The 15,838-nt window shown below is 72.0% G+C and carries 12 protein-coding genes; 2 read left to right on the top strand and 10 right to left on the bottom strand.

The window, feature by feature from the left end:
- Window positions 1-4 precede the first annotated feature (4 nt).
- The 6 genes from SA2016_RS08055 to SA2016_RS08030 all read right to left on the bottom strand — a co-directional run bounded on the left by SA2016_RS08055 (window position 5) and on the right by SA2016_RS08030 (window position 6,973).
- Window positions 5-508 (bottom strand): MaoC family dehydratase, encoded by a 504-nt coding sequence (locus tag SA2016_RS08055; RefSeq protein WP_066497198.1) that lies wholly within the window; start codon window positions 506-508, stop codon window positions 5-7.
- Window positions 492-1,178, bottom strand: coding sequence for a CoA transferase subunit B (locus SA2016_RS08050; RefSeq protein WP_066497197.1), 687 nt, complete (start codon window positions 1,176-1,178; stop codon window positions 492-494). Before SA2016_RS08050 ends, SA2016_RS08055 begins: the two co-directional genes overlap by 17 nt.
- Entirely contained in the window at window positions 1,178-1,954 is a 777-nt protein-coding gene (locus SA2016_RS08045; protein WP_066497195.1) for a CoA transferase subunit A, read from the bottom strand. Before SA2016_RS08045 ends, SA2016_RS08050 begins: the two co-directional genes overlap by 1 nt.
- A gap of 103 nt (window positions 1,955-2,057) precedes the next feature.
- Window positions 2,058-3,230: an acyl-CoA dehydrogenase family protein gene (locus tag SA2016_RS08040; RefSeq protein ID WP_066497193.1), complete on the bottom strand. Its 1,173-nt coding sequence runs from the start codon at window positions 3,228-3,230 to the stop codon at window positions 2,058-2,060.
- 3 nt (window positions 3,231-3,233) lie between these two features.
- Window positions 3,234-5,360 (bottom strand): acetyl/propionyl/methylcrotonyl-CoA carboxylase subunit alpha, encoded by a 2,127-nt coding sequence (locus SA2016_RS08035; protein ID WP_066497191.1) that lies wholly within the window; start codon window positions 5,358-5,360, stop codon window positions 3,234-3,236.
- Between the two features lie 5 nt (window positions 5,361-5,365).
- Window positions 5,366-6,973, bottom strand: coding sequence for a carboxyl transferase domain-containing protein (locus SA2016_RS08030; RefSeq protein WP_066497189.1), 1,608 nt, complete (start codon window positions 6,971-6,973; stop codon window positions 5,366-5,368).
- 122 nt (window positions 6,974-7,095) lie between these two features.
- On the opposite strand from SA2016_RS08030, the gene SA2016_RS08025 reads away from it, so the two are divergent.
- Entirely contained in the window at window positions 7,096-7,710 is a 615-nt protein-coding gene (locus SA2016_RS08025; protein WP_066497188.1) for a TetR/AcrR family transcriptional regulator, read from the top strand.
- A 52-nt stretch (window positions 7,711-7,762) separates the two neighbouring features.
- Here SA2016_RS08025 and SA2016_RS21405 read toward each other — a convergent pair whose 3' ends face one another.
- The 4 genes from SA2016_RS21405 to pdhA form a co-directional block, all read right to left on the bottom strand.
- Window positions 7,763-11,326, bottom strand: coding sequence for a choice-of-anchor D domain-containing protein (locus tag SA2016_RS21405; RefSeq protein ID WP_157089121.1), 3,564 nt, complete (start codon window positions 11,324-11,326; stop codon window positions 7,763-7,765).
- A gap of 288 nt (window positions 11,327-11,614) precedes the next feature.
- Entirely contained in the window at window positions 11,615-13,036 is a 1,422-nt protein-coding gene (locus SA2016_RS08015) for a dihydrolipoamide acetyltransferase family protein (protein ID WP_066497183.1), read from the bottom strand.
- Window positions 13,033-14,052, bottom strand: coding sequence for an alpha-ketoacid dehydrogenase subunit beta (locus SA2016_RS08010; RefSeq protein ID WP_066497181.1), 1,020 nt, complete (start codon window positions 14,050-14,052; stop codon window positions 13,033-13,035). The genes SA2016_RS08015 and SA2016_RS08010 overlap by 4 nt, the downstream gene beginning before the upstream one ends.
- Window positions 14,052-15,176 (bottom strand): pyruvate dehydrogenase (acetyl-transferring) E1 component subunit alpha, encoded by a 1,125-nt coding sequence (gene pdhA / locus SA2016_RS08005; RefSeq protein WP_066502198.1) that lies wholly within the window; start codon window positions 15,174-15,176, stop codon window positions 14,052-14,054. The genes SA2016_RS08010 and pdhA overlap by 1 nt, the downstream gene beginning before the upstream one ends.
- A gap of 165 nt (window positions 15,177-15,341) precedes the next feature.
- On the opposite strand from pdhA, the gene SA2016_RS08000 reads away from it, so the two are divergent.
- Window positions 15,342-15,818 carry an Lrp/AsnC family transcriptional regulator gene (locus SA2016_RS08000; RefSeq protein ID WP_066497180.1) on the top strand — a complete coding sequence of 159 codons (477 nt, stop codon included), beginning with the start codon at window positions 15,342-15,344 and terminating at the stop codon, window positions 15,816-15,818.
- Window positions 15,819-15,838 lie beyond the last annotated feature (20 nt).

The raw sequence follows: 15,838 nt of genomic DNA, 5'->3' as shown, positions 1-15,838 counted from the left end.
TCGGTCACCGGGTGTGTGCTTCCTTGGTCCACATGAGGCACGAGCGGCGGGCCCGGGCCACGACGGTGCCGTCCTGGTTGCGGCCGGTGTGCTCGAACGTCACGATCCCCTGTCCGGGGCGCGAGGCCGAGAGGCGCTTCTCCACGACGACGGTTTCGGTGTAGAGCGTATCCCCGTGGAAGAGCGGGTGGGGGAAGGCCACGTCGGTGAGGCCCAACTGGGCGACGATCGTCCCCTGCGTCAGCTGGGCCACGGACTGGCCCACCATGGTGGAGAGCGTGAACATCGAGTTCATGAGCCGCTGTCCGAACGGCTGGCCCGCGCTCCAGGCCGCGTCGAGGTGGAGCGCCTGGGTGTTCATGGTCAGCGTGGTGAACAGGACGTTGTCCGCCTCGGTCACCGTGCGCCCGGGGCGGTGGGCGTACGAGACGCCCTCCTCGAGCTCGTCGAAGTAGAGGCCTCGCTGCTCGACGACGCGGAGGGGGGCCGGCTCAGGGCTCGTTGTCATGGATCTCCACCTCGAGCTCTGCCGCGGTCGCGGCGACGACCTGGTCCTCGGTCACCCCCGGCGCGAGCTCCCGCAGCACGAGCACAGGGCCAGTGCCGGGCTCCATCCCGGCGCCCACGCCGTTGCGCTCCACGTCGATCACTGCGAGGTCCGTGATGATCCGGTCGACGCACGCGCGCCCCGTGAGCGGCAGCGTGCACTCGGGCAGGATCTTCGGGTTCCCGTTCCGGTCCGTGTGCTCCATCATGACGATGAGCCGCTTGGCCCCGAACACGAGGTCCATGGCACCCCCCATGCCCTTGACCATCTTCCCGGGGATCATCCAGTTGGCGAGGTCCCCGTGGGCGGAGACCTCCATGGCCCCGAGCACGGCGACGTCCACGTGGCCGCCGCGGACCATGCCGAATGAGGTCGCCGAGTCGAAGAACGCCGCGCCGCGGTTGACGGTCACGGTCTCCTTCCCCGCGTTGATGAGGTCGGGGTCGACCTCGTCCTCGCGCGGGTACCGGCCCGTGCCGAGGATGCCGTTCTCGGAGTGGAGGACCACCTCCACTCCGTCCGGGATGTAGTTCGGGATCAGCGTGGGCATGCCGATGCCCAGGTTGACGTACTGTCCGTTCTCGAGCTCCCTGGCCACGCGCGCGGCGAGCTCATTGCGGGTCCACGGCATCAGGACGCTCCCTCGGTGCTCGACACGGTCCTCTTCTCGATGCGCTTCTCGCTGTGCGGGCTGCCCGGCGGGACGTGCACCACGCGCTGGACGAAGATCCCCGGCAGGTCGATGTTCTCGGGGTCCAGCTCCCCCGGCTCGACGAGCTCCTCGACCTCGGCGATCGTGATCCTGCCGGCCATCGCGCACAGCGGGTTGAAGTTCATGGCCGTCGCGTGGAACACGAGGTTCCCGTGGCGGTCCGCCTTCTGGGCGTGGACGAGCGCGAAGTCAGGGGTCAGGGACTCCTCGAGCACGTAGTCGGCGCCGTTGAAGGAGCGGACCTCCTTCGGCGAGGACGCGAGCACGACGTTCCCGTCGGCGTCGTACTTCTGCGGGAGCCCGCCCTCGGCCACGAGGGTCCCCACCCCGGCCGCCGTGTAGAAGGCGGGGATGCCGGCGCCGCCGGCCCGGAGCTTCTCGGCGAGCGTGCCCTGCGGGGTCAGCACCACCTCGAGCTCTCCCGCGAGGAACTGGCGTGCGAACTCCTTGTTCTCGCCCACGTAGGAGCTGATGGTGCGGGTGATCCGGCCGTCCGCGAGGAGGATCCCGAGGCCCCAGTCGTCCACGCCGCAGTTGTTGCTGATGGTGGTCAGCCCCGTGGTGCCCTGGGCGTGCAGGGCGTCGATGAGGGCCACCGGGATGCCGCACAGGCCGAACCCGCCGACGGCGAGCGAGGCCCCGTCTCCGATGTCCGCGACCGCCTCCTCGGCGCTCGCCACCACTTTGTCGATCACGTGCCCCTCCTCGTTCCGAGCTGCCGGCGGCGCTGCGCCCGCTCTGCCGCGCCGCACCTGCCCTCATCCAACGTCAGGGCGCCCCGTTTGGCTAGGGGCGGCTTCACAGCCCCAGCTCGCGCGCGATGAGCATGAGCTGGACTTCGGTGGTGCCCTCGCCGATCTCGAGGATCTTCGAGTCGCGGTAGTGCCGGGCGACCGTGGACTCGTTGATGAAGCCGTATCCGCCGAACACCTGGGTAGCGTCGCGGGCGTTGTCCATCGCCGCCTCCCCCGCGACCATCTTGGCGATCGCGGCCTCGGTCTTGAACGGCTTGCCGGCGAGCATGCGCGCGGCCGCGTCGTAGTAGGCGAGCCTGGCGGTGTGGGCGCGGGCCTGCATGCGGGCGATCTTGAACTGGATGGCCTGGTACTTGCCGATGTTCGTCCCGAACGCGGTGCGCTCCTTGGCGTACTTCACGGACAGGTCGACGCAGCCCTGGGCGGCGCCCGTGGCGAGGGCGGCGATCGCGATGCGGCCCTCGTCGAGGATGGAGAGGAAGTTGGCGTAGCCGCGGCCGCGCACGCCGAGGAGGTTCTCCTCGGGGACGCGGGCGTCCTTGAAGGAGAGCGGGTGCGTGTCCGAGGCGTTCCAGCCCACCTTGTTGTATGCCTTCTCCGCACGGAAACCCGGCGTGCCGGTGGGCACGATGATCGTGGAGATCTCCTTGCGGGCGGTCCCGTCGGGCCGCTCTTCCGTGCCGGTGACCGCCGTGACGGTCACGAAGCTCGTGATGTCCGTGCCGGAGTTCGTGATGAACTCCTTCGACCCGCTGATGACCCACTCGCGCCCGTCTGCCCCGTCCTCGAGCCGTGCGGTCGTCTTGGTCCCGCCGGCGTCCGACCCGGCCCCCGGCTCCGTCAGGCCGAAGCCGGCGAGCGCGCGGCCCGCGGCGAGGTCGGGCAGGAGCGCCTCCTTCTGCTTCTCGGTGCCGAAGCGGTGGATCGGCATGGCCCCGAGCGAGACGCCAGCCTCGAGCGTGATCGCGACCGACTGGTCCACGCGCCCGAGCTGCTCGAGCGCGAGGGCGAGCGCGAAGTAGTCCCCGCCCATCCCGCCGTACTCCTCGGGGAACGGCAGGCCGAACAGGCCCATCTCGCCCATCTGGGCGATCACCTCGTAGGGGAAGCTGTGCTCCTCGTCGTGGCGGGCGGACACGGGCGCGACGACCTCGTCGGCGAACTCGCGCACCGTGTCGGAGAGCTCCTGGTACTCGTCGGTGAGCTGGAAGTCCATGGGTCAGGCTCCTTCGTGCGCATCGCGCGGTGTGGCTTCGTGGGGGGTGACGGTGGCAACGACCTGGTCGGCCTTGACGAGGGCGCCGGGGGTGACGTGCAGTGCCACGGTCCCGGCGAGGGCCGCGACGAGCTGGTGCTCCATCTTCATGGCCTCCACGGAGACGAGCGGCTGGCCGGCCTCGACGGCCTGGCCGTGGTCGACGGCGACGGAGACGACCGTGCCGGGCATCGGCGTGCGGACTTCGGGGGCTGCCTCGCCCTCGTGCCGGTGCACGGCGGCGCGGAGCCGCTCGAGCCGCTCCGCGCGGCCGAGGACGGGGAGGGCGGCGGACCAGCCCGTGTCGCCGAGGTGCACGGTGCGCTCCCCCGCCGGGCCCTCCGTGAGGGCCCACGCGAAGCGGTGCTCTGCGCCCTCCAGGGCGAGCACGACGCCGGCCGGTCCCTCGCGCCGCAGGCTCGCCGTCCGCTCGGTTCCGCGCTCGCTGCCGACGTCGATGCGGACCGTGGCGGCGCAGGGGTCCGCGCCGCCCACGGGGCCACGCAGGGTGACGGTCACGACGCCGCCGTCCGCGGCTGAGAGGCTCACGCGCCGGGCGCCCGGGGCGCCCAGGCGCCAGCCGTCCGGGGCCCAGGGGCCGAGGGCGGCAGCCGGGGCGGCGCCGCTGCCGGCGGCCGGCACGGCCCCGGCGGCCAGGAGCGCCGCGGCGGCGTACTCGGCCTCCCCTGGGCCCCGGAAGGACAGGCCGGGCAGCCGGCGTTCGATCAGGGTCGTCTCCAGACGCCCGGCGCGCACGTCCTCGTCGGCGAGCAGGAGCCTGAGGTACTCAATGTTGGTCTCGACGCCGAGCACGGTGTAGCGCCCGAGCGCCGCGTCGAGCGTCCCGAGCGCCTCGCCCCGGGTGCGGCCCCACGCGATGCACTTGGCGAGCATCGGATCATAGTCCGAGCCGATGGCCAGGCCCGGCTCGAGGGAGCTGTCCACCCGCACGTGCTCCCCGGCCGGCTCCTGCAGCAGCGCGACGGTGCCGGTCGCCGGCAGGAAGCCCCGCGCGGGGACCTCCGCGTAGATGCGGGCCTCGATCGCGTGGCCGTCGAGGCGGATCTCCTCCTGGCGCAGGGCCAGGGGCTCGCCCGCGGCGACGCGGAGCTGCTGCTCGACGAGGTCGATGCCGGTGACCATCTCCGTCACGGGATGCTCGACCTGGAGGCGGGTGTTCATCTCCATGAAGAAGAACTCGTCCGGGGCCTCGTCGGAGACGAGGAACTCGACCGTGCCGGCGCCGACGTAGCCGACGGAGCGGGCGGCCTCGCAGGCCGCGGCCCCGATGCGGTCCCGGGTGCGGGCGCCCTGGTCCGTGGCGAACAGCGGCGAGGGGGCCTCCTCGATGACCTTCTGGTGCCTGCGCTGCAGGGAGCACTCGCGCTCGCCGAGGTGGATCGTGGTGCCGTGGGTGTCCGCGAGGACCTGGACCTCGATGTGCCGCGGGGCGCGGACGAGCCGCTCGAGGAGGAGCGTGCCGTCACCGAAGGCGGCCGTCGCGACCCTGCGCGCGGTCGCCAGGGCGGCCGGGAGGTCTGCCGCGGACTCGACGGCGGTCATGCCCTTGCCGCCCCCGCCGGCCGAGGGCTTGATGAGGATCGGGAACCCCACCTCGGCGGCCCGCTCGATGAGCTCCGCGTCAGTGAGCCCGGGCTCCGCGACGCCGGGGATGACCGGGACGCCGTAGCCGGCCACGTGGTTCTTGGCCCGGATCTTGTCCCCCATGACGGCGAGGGCCTCGGCGCCGGGGCCCACGAAGACGATGCCGGCGTCCGCGAGCGCGCGGGCGAGCTCGGCATTCTCGCTCAGGAAGCCGTAGCCGGGGTGGACGGCCTCTGCCCCGGTGGCGCGCGCCGCGTCGACGATGGCGGGGATGCTCAGGTAGCTCTGGGCCGCGGCGGCGGGGCCGATGCGGACGGCCTCGTCGGCCTCGTGGACGTGGCGCGCCCCGGCGTCGGCGTCGCTGTACACCGCGACTGAGGAGATGCCGAGCCGGCGCAGGGTGCGGATCACGCGGCACGCGATCTCGCCGCGGTTGGCCACGAGGACCTTGGCGAAGGGCCGGACGGAAGCAGTGGTGGCGGTCATGCGGCTCACATCCTGAAGACGCCGAAGGACGTCTCCGGCAGGGGTGACTGGGCAACGACGGCGAGGGCCATGCCGAGGACGCGGCGCGTGTCGGCCGGGTCGATCACGCCGTCGTCCCAGAGCCTCGCGGTCGAGTAGTAGGGGCTCCCCTGGGACTCGTACTGGGCGCGGATCGGGGCCTTGAAGGCGTCCTCCTCGGCAGCGGCCCACTCCTCGCCGCGGGCCTCGAACTGATCGCGCTTGACGGTCGCGAGCACGGATGCGGCCTGGTTGCCGCCCATGACCGAGATGCGGCCCGCGGGCCACATCCACAGGAACCGGGGCGAGTACGCGCGCCCGCACATGGAGTAGTTGCCGGCGCCGAAGGAGCCGCCGATCACCACCGTGAGCTTGGGGACGCGGGTCGTGGCCACTGCCGTGACCATCTTCGCCCCGTGCTTCGCGATGCCTCCGTGCTCGTAGTCGCGGCCCACCATGAAGCCGGAGATGTTCTGCAGGAAGACGAGCGGGATGCCCCGTTGGTCGCACAGCTCGATGAAGTGCGCCCCCTTCATCGCCGACTCGGAGAACAGGACCCCGTTGTTGGCAACGATCCCGACCGGGTGCCCCTCGAGGTGCGCGAACCCGGTGACGAGCGTGGGGCCGTAGTCCTTCTTGAACTCGTGGAACTCGCTGCCGTCCACGAGTCGGGCGATGACCTCATGGACGTCGTACTGCGCATTGACGTCGACCGGCACCGCGCCGTACAGCTCAGACTGCTCGACCTTGGGCTCGACGGCGGCGCGCACCTCCCACGGGGCCGGTCCGGGGGGCGGGAGGGTCTCGACGATGCTGCGCACGATCTCGAGCGCATGCTCGTCGTTGTCGGCGAGGTGGTCGGCCACGCCCGAGACCTTCGCGTGGACCTCTCCCCCGCCCAGCTCCTCGGCGGTGACGACCTCGCCGATCGCCGCCTTCACGAGCGGCGGCCCGCCGAGGAAGATCGTGCCCTGGTTCCGCACGATCACGGTCTCGTCGCTCATCGCCGGCACATAGGCCCCGCCGGCGGTGCAGGAGCCGAGGACGGCCGCGATCTGGGGGACCTTGGCGGCGGAGAGGCGCGCCTGGTTGTAGAAGATCCGGCCGAAGTGGTCGCGGTCGGGGAACACCTCGTCCTGCTTGGGCAGGAACGCCCCGCCCGAGTCGACGAGGTAGATGCAGGGAAGCCGGTTCTCGAGGGCGATCTCCTGCGCGCGCAGGTGCTTCTTGACCGTCAGGGGGTAGTAGGTGCCGCCCTTGACCGTCGCGTCGTTCGACACGACCATCACGTGGCGGCCGTGGACGAGGCCGATGCCGGCGATGACCCCCGCCGCCGGGCACTCGCCGTCGTACATCCCGTCCGCAGCGAGCGGGGCGACCTCGAGGAACGGCGAGCCCTCGTCCAGCAGCACGTCGATCCGCTCGCGCGGGAGCAACTTGCCGCGTGCCACGTGGCGCTCGCGGGACCGCTCGGGGCCGCCGAGCGCGGCGGCGGCGAGGCGCGCACGCAGTTCGTCGACGAGGGCGCGCTGGGCGGCATCGTTCTCGGCGAAGTCGGGGCCTGCCGGATCGATCCGGCTGGTCAGGGTCTCCATCTGTCCTCCGGGACGGGCAGCGCCCGCATCAACTCGGTTAGTGACGGCTAACTGAGTTCTAAGTTAATGTGGATTAACTGTGATGTCCAGCACAGGGATTTTCCGCCGGACCGGGGAGGGATATGGGCGAGAGCGTGAGCCCGCGCGTGCAGGCCAAGGCCGAGCGGCGGCAGGCCATCCTCGACGCGGCGGCCGGGCTGTTCGCCGCCCAGGGCTACGCGGGGGCCTCGCTCGAGGACCTCGGTGCGGCGGCGGGCGTGAGCGGACCGGCCATCTACCGCCACTTCCCCGGGAAGCAGGCGGTCCTCGGGGCGCTGCTGGTCGGCGTGAGCGAGGACCTGCTCGAGGGGGGACGCCGGGTGGCGCTCGAGGCAGCCTCGGACGCGGCCGACGACGCCGCCCCCCTCCGCGCGCTCGTCGCCTTCCACGTGGACTTCGCCCTCGCCAAGCCGGACGTCATCCGGGTGCAGGACCGGGACTTCGGTTCCCTCGCGGACGCCGACCGCAGGCGCGTGCGTTCGCTCCAGCTCGCCTACGTCGAGGTGTGGTGCGACGCGCTGCGGCCCGTGCACCCGGCGGCGAGCGCCGCCGAGCTGCGGATGCGGGCCCAGGCCGTGTTCGGCCTCATCAACTCGACGCCGCACTCGGTGCGCAGGCCCGGGGGCAGCCTGGGGGCCTCCTCGGCCCGGGCGACACTGGCCGTCATGGCGGAAGCGGCGCTCACGGCCAGGCCGTGAGCGCCGCTCCCCCTTCAGGCCAGCAGACGGGACAGGTCGCTGGCCCAGGCCCTCAGCTGGAGGCGTTCACCATTCCGGTGGTGGAGCTCCAGGTCAGGCTGCCGTTCTCGAAGTCCTCCGCGCGTCCCACGGGGACGGAGTACTCGTCAGAGGTCGGGTAGCCGAGCCAGCTCTGCTCCCAGCCCATCGAAGCCCACGTCGCCCGGATCGCGCCGAGCACCGAGTGCGCTCCGGTCCACGGGGTCCAGTAGATCGAGGCCGCCTTGGAGAAGTGGTTGTAGCGCCCCGAGCCGTCGGGGGTCCCCTTCTCGTCGGTCGTCGGGTAGCCCAGCGGTCCCCGCTCCCAGCCGGACGCTGCCCACTCGGCCCGGATCGCGCCGCGGATCGAGTGCGCCCCCGTGGTCGGGGTCCAGTAGATGGAGGAGCCGCTGGAGCCGTTGAAGTGGTTGTAGCGACCGATCCCGTCCGGCGTGCCCATCTCATCCGTCGTGGGGTAGCCCAGCGGTCCCCGCTCCCAGCCCGAGGCCGCCCAGTTGGACCGGATCGCCCCGCGAACTGAGTGCGCACCCGTCGTCGACGTCCAGTAGATGGAGGCGCCGCCGGAGCCGTTGAAGTGGTTGTACCGGCCCTTGCCGTCCGGGGTGCCCAGCTCGTCCGTGGTCGGGTAGCCCAAGGGGCCCCGCTCCCAGCCCGAGGCCGCCCAGTTGGCCCGTATGGCGCCGTGCACCTCATGCGCCCCGGTCGTGGACGTCCAGTAGATGGAGGCGCCGCCCGAGCCGGAGAAGTGGTTGTACCGCCCGATGCCGTCCGGGGTCTTGGTCTCGTCCGTGGTCGGGAAGCCGAGGAAGCCCTTGGGGCCGCCCGCCGCGGCGTAGCGGGTGTAGATGGCCCCGTTGACCTCGTGGGTCCCCGTGGTGGGCGACCAGCAGATGATGCCGGAGGTGTAGTCCTGGCACGTGCCGGTGCCCACGCTGTACTCGGCGGTGAGGGCCTGTCCGAGCGGCGAGGACCAGGTCCCCGCGCCGATCTTCTGCGCGTACGCGGCGACGGGATCGTTGACGCCGTAGCCGGTGAGCATGACCTCCTGGGCGCCGGAGCCGTCGTCGGCCGTGATGAGGTAGTAGGTGTCCGCGGTCCCGGCCTGCCCGACCGCGGTCGGGGAGAAGGTCACGCTCTGGAACACGGAGTCCCCGGGCGGGATCACCAGGCCCTCGGAGACGGGGGTCGTGGTGGTGAACACGCCCTGCGGCGCCTTCGCCTTGGTGATCGTCATCGGGATGTTGCCGGTGTTCTGGATCTGGAAGGAACTGGTGGCCCAGCCGCCGACCGGGACGTTGCCGAAGTCGAGGGACGCGGGGACCTGCAGGTGGGACGCCCCGGTGATGGACGTGGCGCTGATCGGCACCGTCACTCCGCCGAGGTTGCTCGTCACGGTCAACGAGTCGCTCACGGTGGCCGCGACCGTCGGGGTGAACGTGACCGACACGGGGACGGAGGCGAGCGGCTGGATCGTGGACCCGATCGCGGGCACCGTGGTCGGATCCACCACGAGGGCCGAGTTCGTGGGCAGGGTCACGGCGCTGACGGTGACCGCCGTCGTGCCGGTGTTGACGATGTTGACGGTCTGTCGGCTGACTGCGCCCGTCGGGACGTTGGTGAAGGTGAGCGACGTCGGCGTGGCGCCGAGGCCGTCCTTGGTGCCGATGCCGTGGACGCCCAGGAGGTCGGTCTCGCCGTCGGAGGTCTTCACGGTCAGAGTGCCGTCTGATTCGCCGGTGGTCGTGGGGGCGAACGTCACGGGGAGGGAGAGGCTGGCCCCGGCGGCCAGGGACGTGGGGAAGGTGGCCGAGGTGCCGATCCCGAAGGGGGCGCTCGTGGTGATCGAGCTGATCGTCACGGCGCGCGTGGCCGTGATGGTCACGGCCGTCGTGGAGCTCGTGCCGACCGCGACCTGGCCCAGGTCGCTGTTCGTGGAGCCCACGGCAGCCTGCGTCGGGATGCCGAAGGCGAGGACGTGCCCGTCCCGGGTGCCCACGTAGACCTTGCCGGCGTTGGTGGCGACAGAGACGAACTTCGCCGCCGTGCCGATCGGGGCGCTGAAGACCTGGGCGAGCTTGCCGGTGCTGTCCGGGATGGCCCGGTACGCGCGGAGCTGGGCGTTGGTGCCCGTGCCGTCGCCGGCGTAGACGACCCACACGAGCGCCGTGGACGGGTCGGTGCCGGAGGAGGTCACCACGGGGGACCCGGAGGAGAAGCCGAAGGTCCCGCTCGAGGTCCCGACCGAGGCGAGCTGGACCCCGCCCGTGCTCGTGGGGACGATCTTGGAGGCGCGCAGGTAGCCGTTGTTCTCGACCTGGTAGACGTACCCGCCCTGCGTGGTGCCGAGGAACGCGGAGCGCCCCCACACCCCGTTGTAGGGTCCGGCCGTGTCCACGATGGCGTCGGTGCCGCCGGTGCCCTGGGCCATGCCCCCGAGGTTGTCACGGTCGAGCAGGTAGATGTGCCCGTCCTTGCCGGTCTGCACCATCAGGTGCGGGTGCGCGGAGGTGCCGTAGCCGTCCGGGATCGCGATCGGCGCCCCGGAGCCCAGGTCCGCGTCGTTCTGGTTCAGCTTCACGTTCGCGGCCGGGCTGAAGAAGTCCTTCGCCGTCAGGTTGCCGTCCGTGCCGACCTGCAGCCGCACCACGGACTCGGCCAGGGTGGCCGGCGGAGAGGATCCGGGCGAGGCCTGCGGGGCGATGCCGTTGCCGGTGGCGAAGAGGATCCGCCCGGGCCCGTCGGAGACCAGCCCGCCGCCGGACTGCCAGATGCCGCCCTCGGCGTTGCTGACCCCGGATTCGGTGGCCCACATCGTGGTCTGCTTGCCCGCCGTCGAGACCCCGACCACATAGCCCACAAAGGGGTTGTAGTCGCAGTGGCTCGCGAAGCCGGCGTACACCACCCCGCCCATGAGCAGCAGGCCTGGCCGCTGCATCGCGGTCAGCGCGTTGAAGGGGTGGGTGGGGTCGTTGGTGGGGGCGCCGTTGATCATCACCGGGAAGCCGGCCCGCTCGGCGCCGGTCGTGATGTCGATCGAGTGCATGTACCAGTGGGGCAGCTGCGCATTCGCCCCGTCGTTGGTCTTCGCGGTCAGGAAGACGCTGTTCGTCGCCGCATCGTAGACCGGGCTGGAGGTGATGCCGATGTTGGGCACCAGGTCCCCGCAGCTCACCGTCGAGGCCGGCCACGCGGGACCCACGGAGCGGGTCCACTTCACCGCGCCGGTCGTGGCATCGAGGCCGTAGACCGCGTTGTTCTCGGTCGCGGCGACGACCGTCTGGCCGACCACGAGCGGCTGCGCGTACACCTGCCCGTCCACCGCGGTGGAGAACAGCTTGCCGAAGTTCGTAGACCCGACGGCTGACGGGGAGAGGGCGCTCTCGCTGCTGTCCCAGCCCGTCCGCAGGCTGTCCACCGCGATCGTGCCGACGTCCGCGGAGGCCGTCGTGCCCACGAGCAGCCCCGCCCCGACGAGCGCTCCGGCCAGCACCGCGGAGATGGCTCTCCGGGGCACTCTGGCGGTGCGGTGCCGGGCATGGCGCGGGCCGCGGATCCGTAGGCTTCCGATGGGCTCCATGAGCAGGCTCCCCTACCGTCGCCGCCGCCGGCGGGCTGCTGGCGGCGTGATAGAAGGAGCGTAAAAATTGGGGCCCATGAGGCGCCCGAGTAATCCGTACCCGTCTTTCCGGGGACTCCAGGGGGCCCTACTCGGGCGATTTCTGACCGTGTACGCAGGGGACCGCGGGGGCCCCACTGGCCGGGTACTCGGCTGCACAGAGTGCCACTACGGGGGCCAGCGGGAGCCGGACACACGGAAGCCCGGCGGGCCCGCGATTCCGCGGGCCAGCCGGGCTTCCGGTGGGCGTCACACCATGGTGAGTACCATGCCCGGATCGGCGAGGATGGCACCGACATCGGTGAGGAACCGGGAGGCCTGCTCGCCGTCCACGAGGCGGTGGTCGAAGGAGAGCGAGAGCGTCATCACCTGCCGCAGGGCGATCTGGCCCTGATGCTCCCAGGGGAGCCTGCGGACCTGGCCCATGGCCAGGATGGCGGCCTCGCCCGGGTTGAGGATGGGGGTGCCCGCGTCGACTCCGAAGACGCCGACGTTGGTGATGGAGATCGTTCCCCCGGACAGGTCGGCCGGCGCCGTGCGGCCGTCCTTCGCCGTCTCGGCGAGCGCGGCGATCCCAGCGGCCAGGTCGGCGAGCGAGAGCTCCTGGGCGTCCTTGACGTTCGGCACCACGAGCCCGCGGGGCGTGGCGGCGGCAATGCCGAGGTTCACGTAGTGGTACTGGACGATCTCCTGCGCGTCCTCGTCCCAGCGCGAGTTGAGCGACGGGCTCCGGCGCAGAGCGATGAGCACGGCCTTCGCGACGAGCGTGAGCGGGGTGATCTTCTGGCCCGCGAACGCGCGGCTCTCGCGCAGCCGCCCGAGGAGCTCCATCGCGGGCGTGATGTCCACGGTGAGGAACTCGCTGGCGTGGGGGGCGGTGAACGCACTCGCGACCATCGCCGCCGCCGTGTGCTTGCGCACGCCCCTGATGGGCGTCCTGGATTCGCGCACGGCGCCGGCGGGCGGCTGGGCGGCCGGGGCGCCTGCCGCCGGGGCGGTGCCCGCAGGGGCCGTGCCGGCAGCACCGGTTCCGATCGAGGCGAGCACGTCGTCGCGGGTGATGAGCCCTCGCGGGCCCGTGCCGGCCAGGCCCGCGAGGTCCACCCCGAGGTCCTTGGCCAGCTTGCGCACAGGAGGGGTGGACCGGGGACGCTCCGCGGGGCGGGGCTCGGTCTCCCCCGCGCCGGGCCCTGGTGCCGGAGCGGGTGCCGGCTGCGCTCCGCCCGGCTCGGCTGCCGGGGCCGGCCCCACGACCGAGAGGCGGGCGCGGCGCGCGGGCCGTGCTCCGGTCTCCGGCATGGCGCCGTAGCCCACGAGCGTCGCCTGGCGCTGGGGCGCCTCCCCTGCCGCACCCGAGGACGTAGGCGAGGCGGCAGCGGCAGGCGGGCGGCCGGCGTCGGCCGCGACCTCGAATTCGGCGATCGGTGCCCCGACGGCCACGACGTCCCCCGGCTCGGCGAGCAGCGCCGTGACGGTGCCGGTGTAGGGGCTCGGGAGCTCGACGACGGCCTTGGCGGTCTCGACCTCGCCGATGACCTGGTTGAGGCGGACGGAGTCTCCCACCGCGACGCGCCAGGAGACGATCTCGGATTCCGTGAGGCCCTCGCCCAGGTCCGGGAGCAGGAACGGGCGCGTCACGCCGGATCCCGGCCCGACCGTGGCCGCGCTCATGCCCCATCCTCCAGTCCGCTGAGGGAGTTGGGCCTGTCCAGGGCGCGGTCCACGCCGTCGAGGATCCGGTCCAGGTCAGGCAGGTGGTGGAACTCGAGCTTGGACGGAGGGTAGGGCACGTCGAAGCCGGTCACGCGCACCGGGGCGTGCTCGAGGTGGTAGAAGCACCGCTCGGTGAGGACGGCGGCCAGCTCGGCGCCGAGCCCGAGCGTCTGCGAGGCCTCGTGCGCGATGACGAGCCGGCCCGTCTTCCGCACCGACGCCTCGAGCGGGCCGTAGTCCACCGGCGAGAGGGACCTCAGGTCGATCACCTCGATGGACACCCCCTCGTCGGAGGCCGCGACCGCGGCGTCGAGGCACGTCTTCACCATCGGCCCATAGGCGAGGAGGGTGACGTCGCTCCCCTCCGCGGCGATCCGGGCCGAGCCCATCGGCAGCGCCCCGGCGCCCGGCCCGAGGCCCTCGTCGACCTCGCCCTTGTCGTGGTAGCGGCGCTTGGGCTCGAGGAACACCACCGGGTCGTCGCAGGCGATGGCCTCCTGCATCATCGTGTACGCATCCTGCGGGGTGGAGGGCGAGACGACGCGCAGCCCGGCGGTGTGCGCGAAGTACGCCTCCGGCGACTCGGAGTGGTGCTCGGGCGAGCCGATGCCCCCGCCGTAGGGCAGGCGCAGGGTGATCGGCAGGGTCACGGCGCCCCGGGTGCGGTAGTGCATCTTGGCGACCTGGGAGACGATCTGGTCGAAGGCCGGGTACACGAAGCCGTCGAACTGGATCTCCACGACGGGTCGGTAGCCCCGGTAGGCCATGCCGATGGCAGTGCCCATGATGCCGGACTCCGCGAGCGGCGTGTCGATGACCCGGTGGGCGCCGAAGTCCTTCTGGAGCCCGTCGGTGATGCGGAACACCCCGCCGAGGCGGCCGATGTCCTCGCCCATGAGCACGACCTTGGGGTCCCGCTCCATCGCCTTGCGCAGGCCTGCGTTGAGCGCCTTGGCGAACGTCATCCCGGCCATCAGCGGGCCCCCTCCGTGTGTGCGCCGGCGGCGTGCGCGGCGTGGTCGTCGAACCCGGCGTGGAACCGCTCGAAGTGCTCGCGCTGCCGGTCCAGGGCCGCGTGCGGCCCGGCGTAGACATGCTCGAAGAGCTCCCCCGGCGCGGGATCGGGCATGTGGATCGTGGCCTCGCGCAGGGCGGCGGCGACGTCGTCGGCCTTCTCGGCGGCCCGGGCCCGGAGGCCGTCGTCGAGGACGCCCTCGGCGCGCAGGTACGCCTCGAGCCGGGAGATCGGGTCGCGGCCGCGCCAGTCCTCGAGCTCGTTCGCGTCGCGGTACCTCGTGGGATCGTCCGCGGTGGTGTGGGCGCCCATCCGGTAGGTGACCGCCTCGATGTACGAGGGTCCGTTGCCCGAGCGGGCCCGCCCGAGGGCCTCACGGGTCGCGGCGAGGCAGGCGAGGACGTCGTTGCCGTCGATCCGCGCGCTCGGGATGCCGAACCCGGGCGCGCGGAGCCCGATCGGCACGTGGGCCTGCACGCCCACGGGCTCGGAGATCGCCCAGTGGTTGTTCTGGCAGAAGAACACGACCGGGGCCTGGAAGCTGGCCGCGAAGACCATCGACTCGTTCACGTCGCCCTGGCTCGTGGCGCCGTCGCCGAAGTAGGTGATGACGGCGGTCTCCGCGCCGTCGAACTGGACGCCCATGGCGTACCCGACGGCGTGCAGGGACTGGGCGCCGATCACCACCTGGGTCGGTGCCATGTTGTGCCGGAACGGGTCCCAGCCCGCGTTCGCGGCGCCGCGCCACTGCCGCATGAGGTCCGGGAGCGGGATGCCGCGGGCGTAGGCGACCGCGATCTCCCGGTAGCTGGCGAAGATGAAGTCATCGGGTGCAATGGCGTGGGCCGAGCCGATCTGCGCGGCCTCCTGGCCGAGGAACGGCGGCCACAGGCCGAGCTGGCCCTGGCGCTGGAGGGCCGTCCCCTCGGCGTCGATGCGGCGGGCGACCACCATGTCCTCGTAGAGCGAGGCGAGGGCCTCGGGGCCGAGGTCGGCCACGAGGGCGTCGTACCGTTCATGGGGCCGGCGTTCGCCGTGGGGGGAGAGAAGCTGGATCGGCGAGCCGTCGTCGCCGGTCGACATCTGGTAGCTGGACACTGGGTACGCATCCCTCTCTGATCTCGGGAGGCCTGTGGGCCGCCGGGTTAATGTGACGATACTCACAACCATCAGGGGGTACAACCAATCGCACGCACACTGCGCACGGTGCCCAAACTGACAGGTCCGGAGCGTGCTAGCCTGCGCACCATGCACGTCGTCGACGCCACCGACGCCCGGATCCTGCGGGCGCTGTCCGAGGATCCCCGCCGCACCGTCGTGGCCCTCGCCCAGGAACTGGGCCTCTCCCGGAACACGGTGCAGGCGAGGCTCGCGCGCCTCGAGGCCGGCCACGTGTTCCTCGGCTTCGACCGCCGCATCAGCCCGGCGGCCCTCGGCTATCCCCTGCTGGCGTTCATCACCGTCCACGTCCAGCAGCGCAAGCTCGCCGAGATCACCGAGCACATCGCCGGGATTCCCGAGGTCCTCGAGGGGCACGGCCTCACCGGGACAGCCGACCTGCTGCTCCGGGTCGTGGCCCTCGACGCCGAGGACCTGTTCAGGATCAACGGCAAGATCCTCGCCGTGGACGGCGTCGAGCGGACCGATACCGCCCTCGCGATGGGCGACCTCATACCATTCAGGATGGACCCGCTCCTCGCGAGGGGCCCCCGACCGCCCGCCTAGCGCCGAGGACTGACCCGCAC

Source organism: Sinomonas atrocyanea, from assembly GCF_001577305.1.
In the GTDB taxonomy this organism is placed as follows: domain Bacteria; phylum Actinomycetota; class Actinomycetes; order Actinomycetales; family Micrococcaceae; genus Sinomonas; species Sinomonas atrocyanea.
This window is presented reverse-complemented; position numbering and strand designations above follow the sequence as displayed.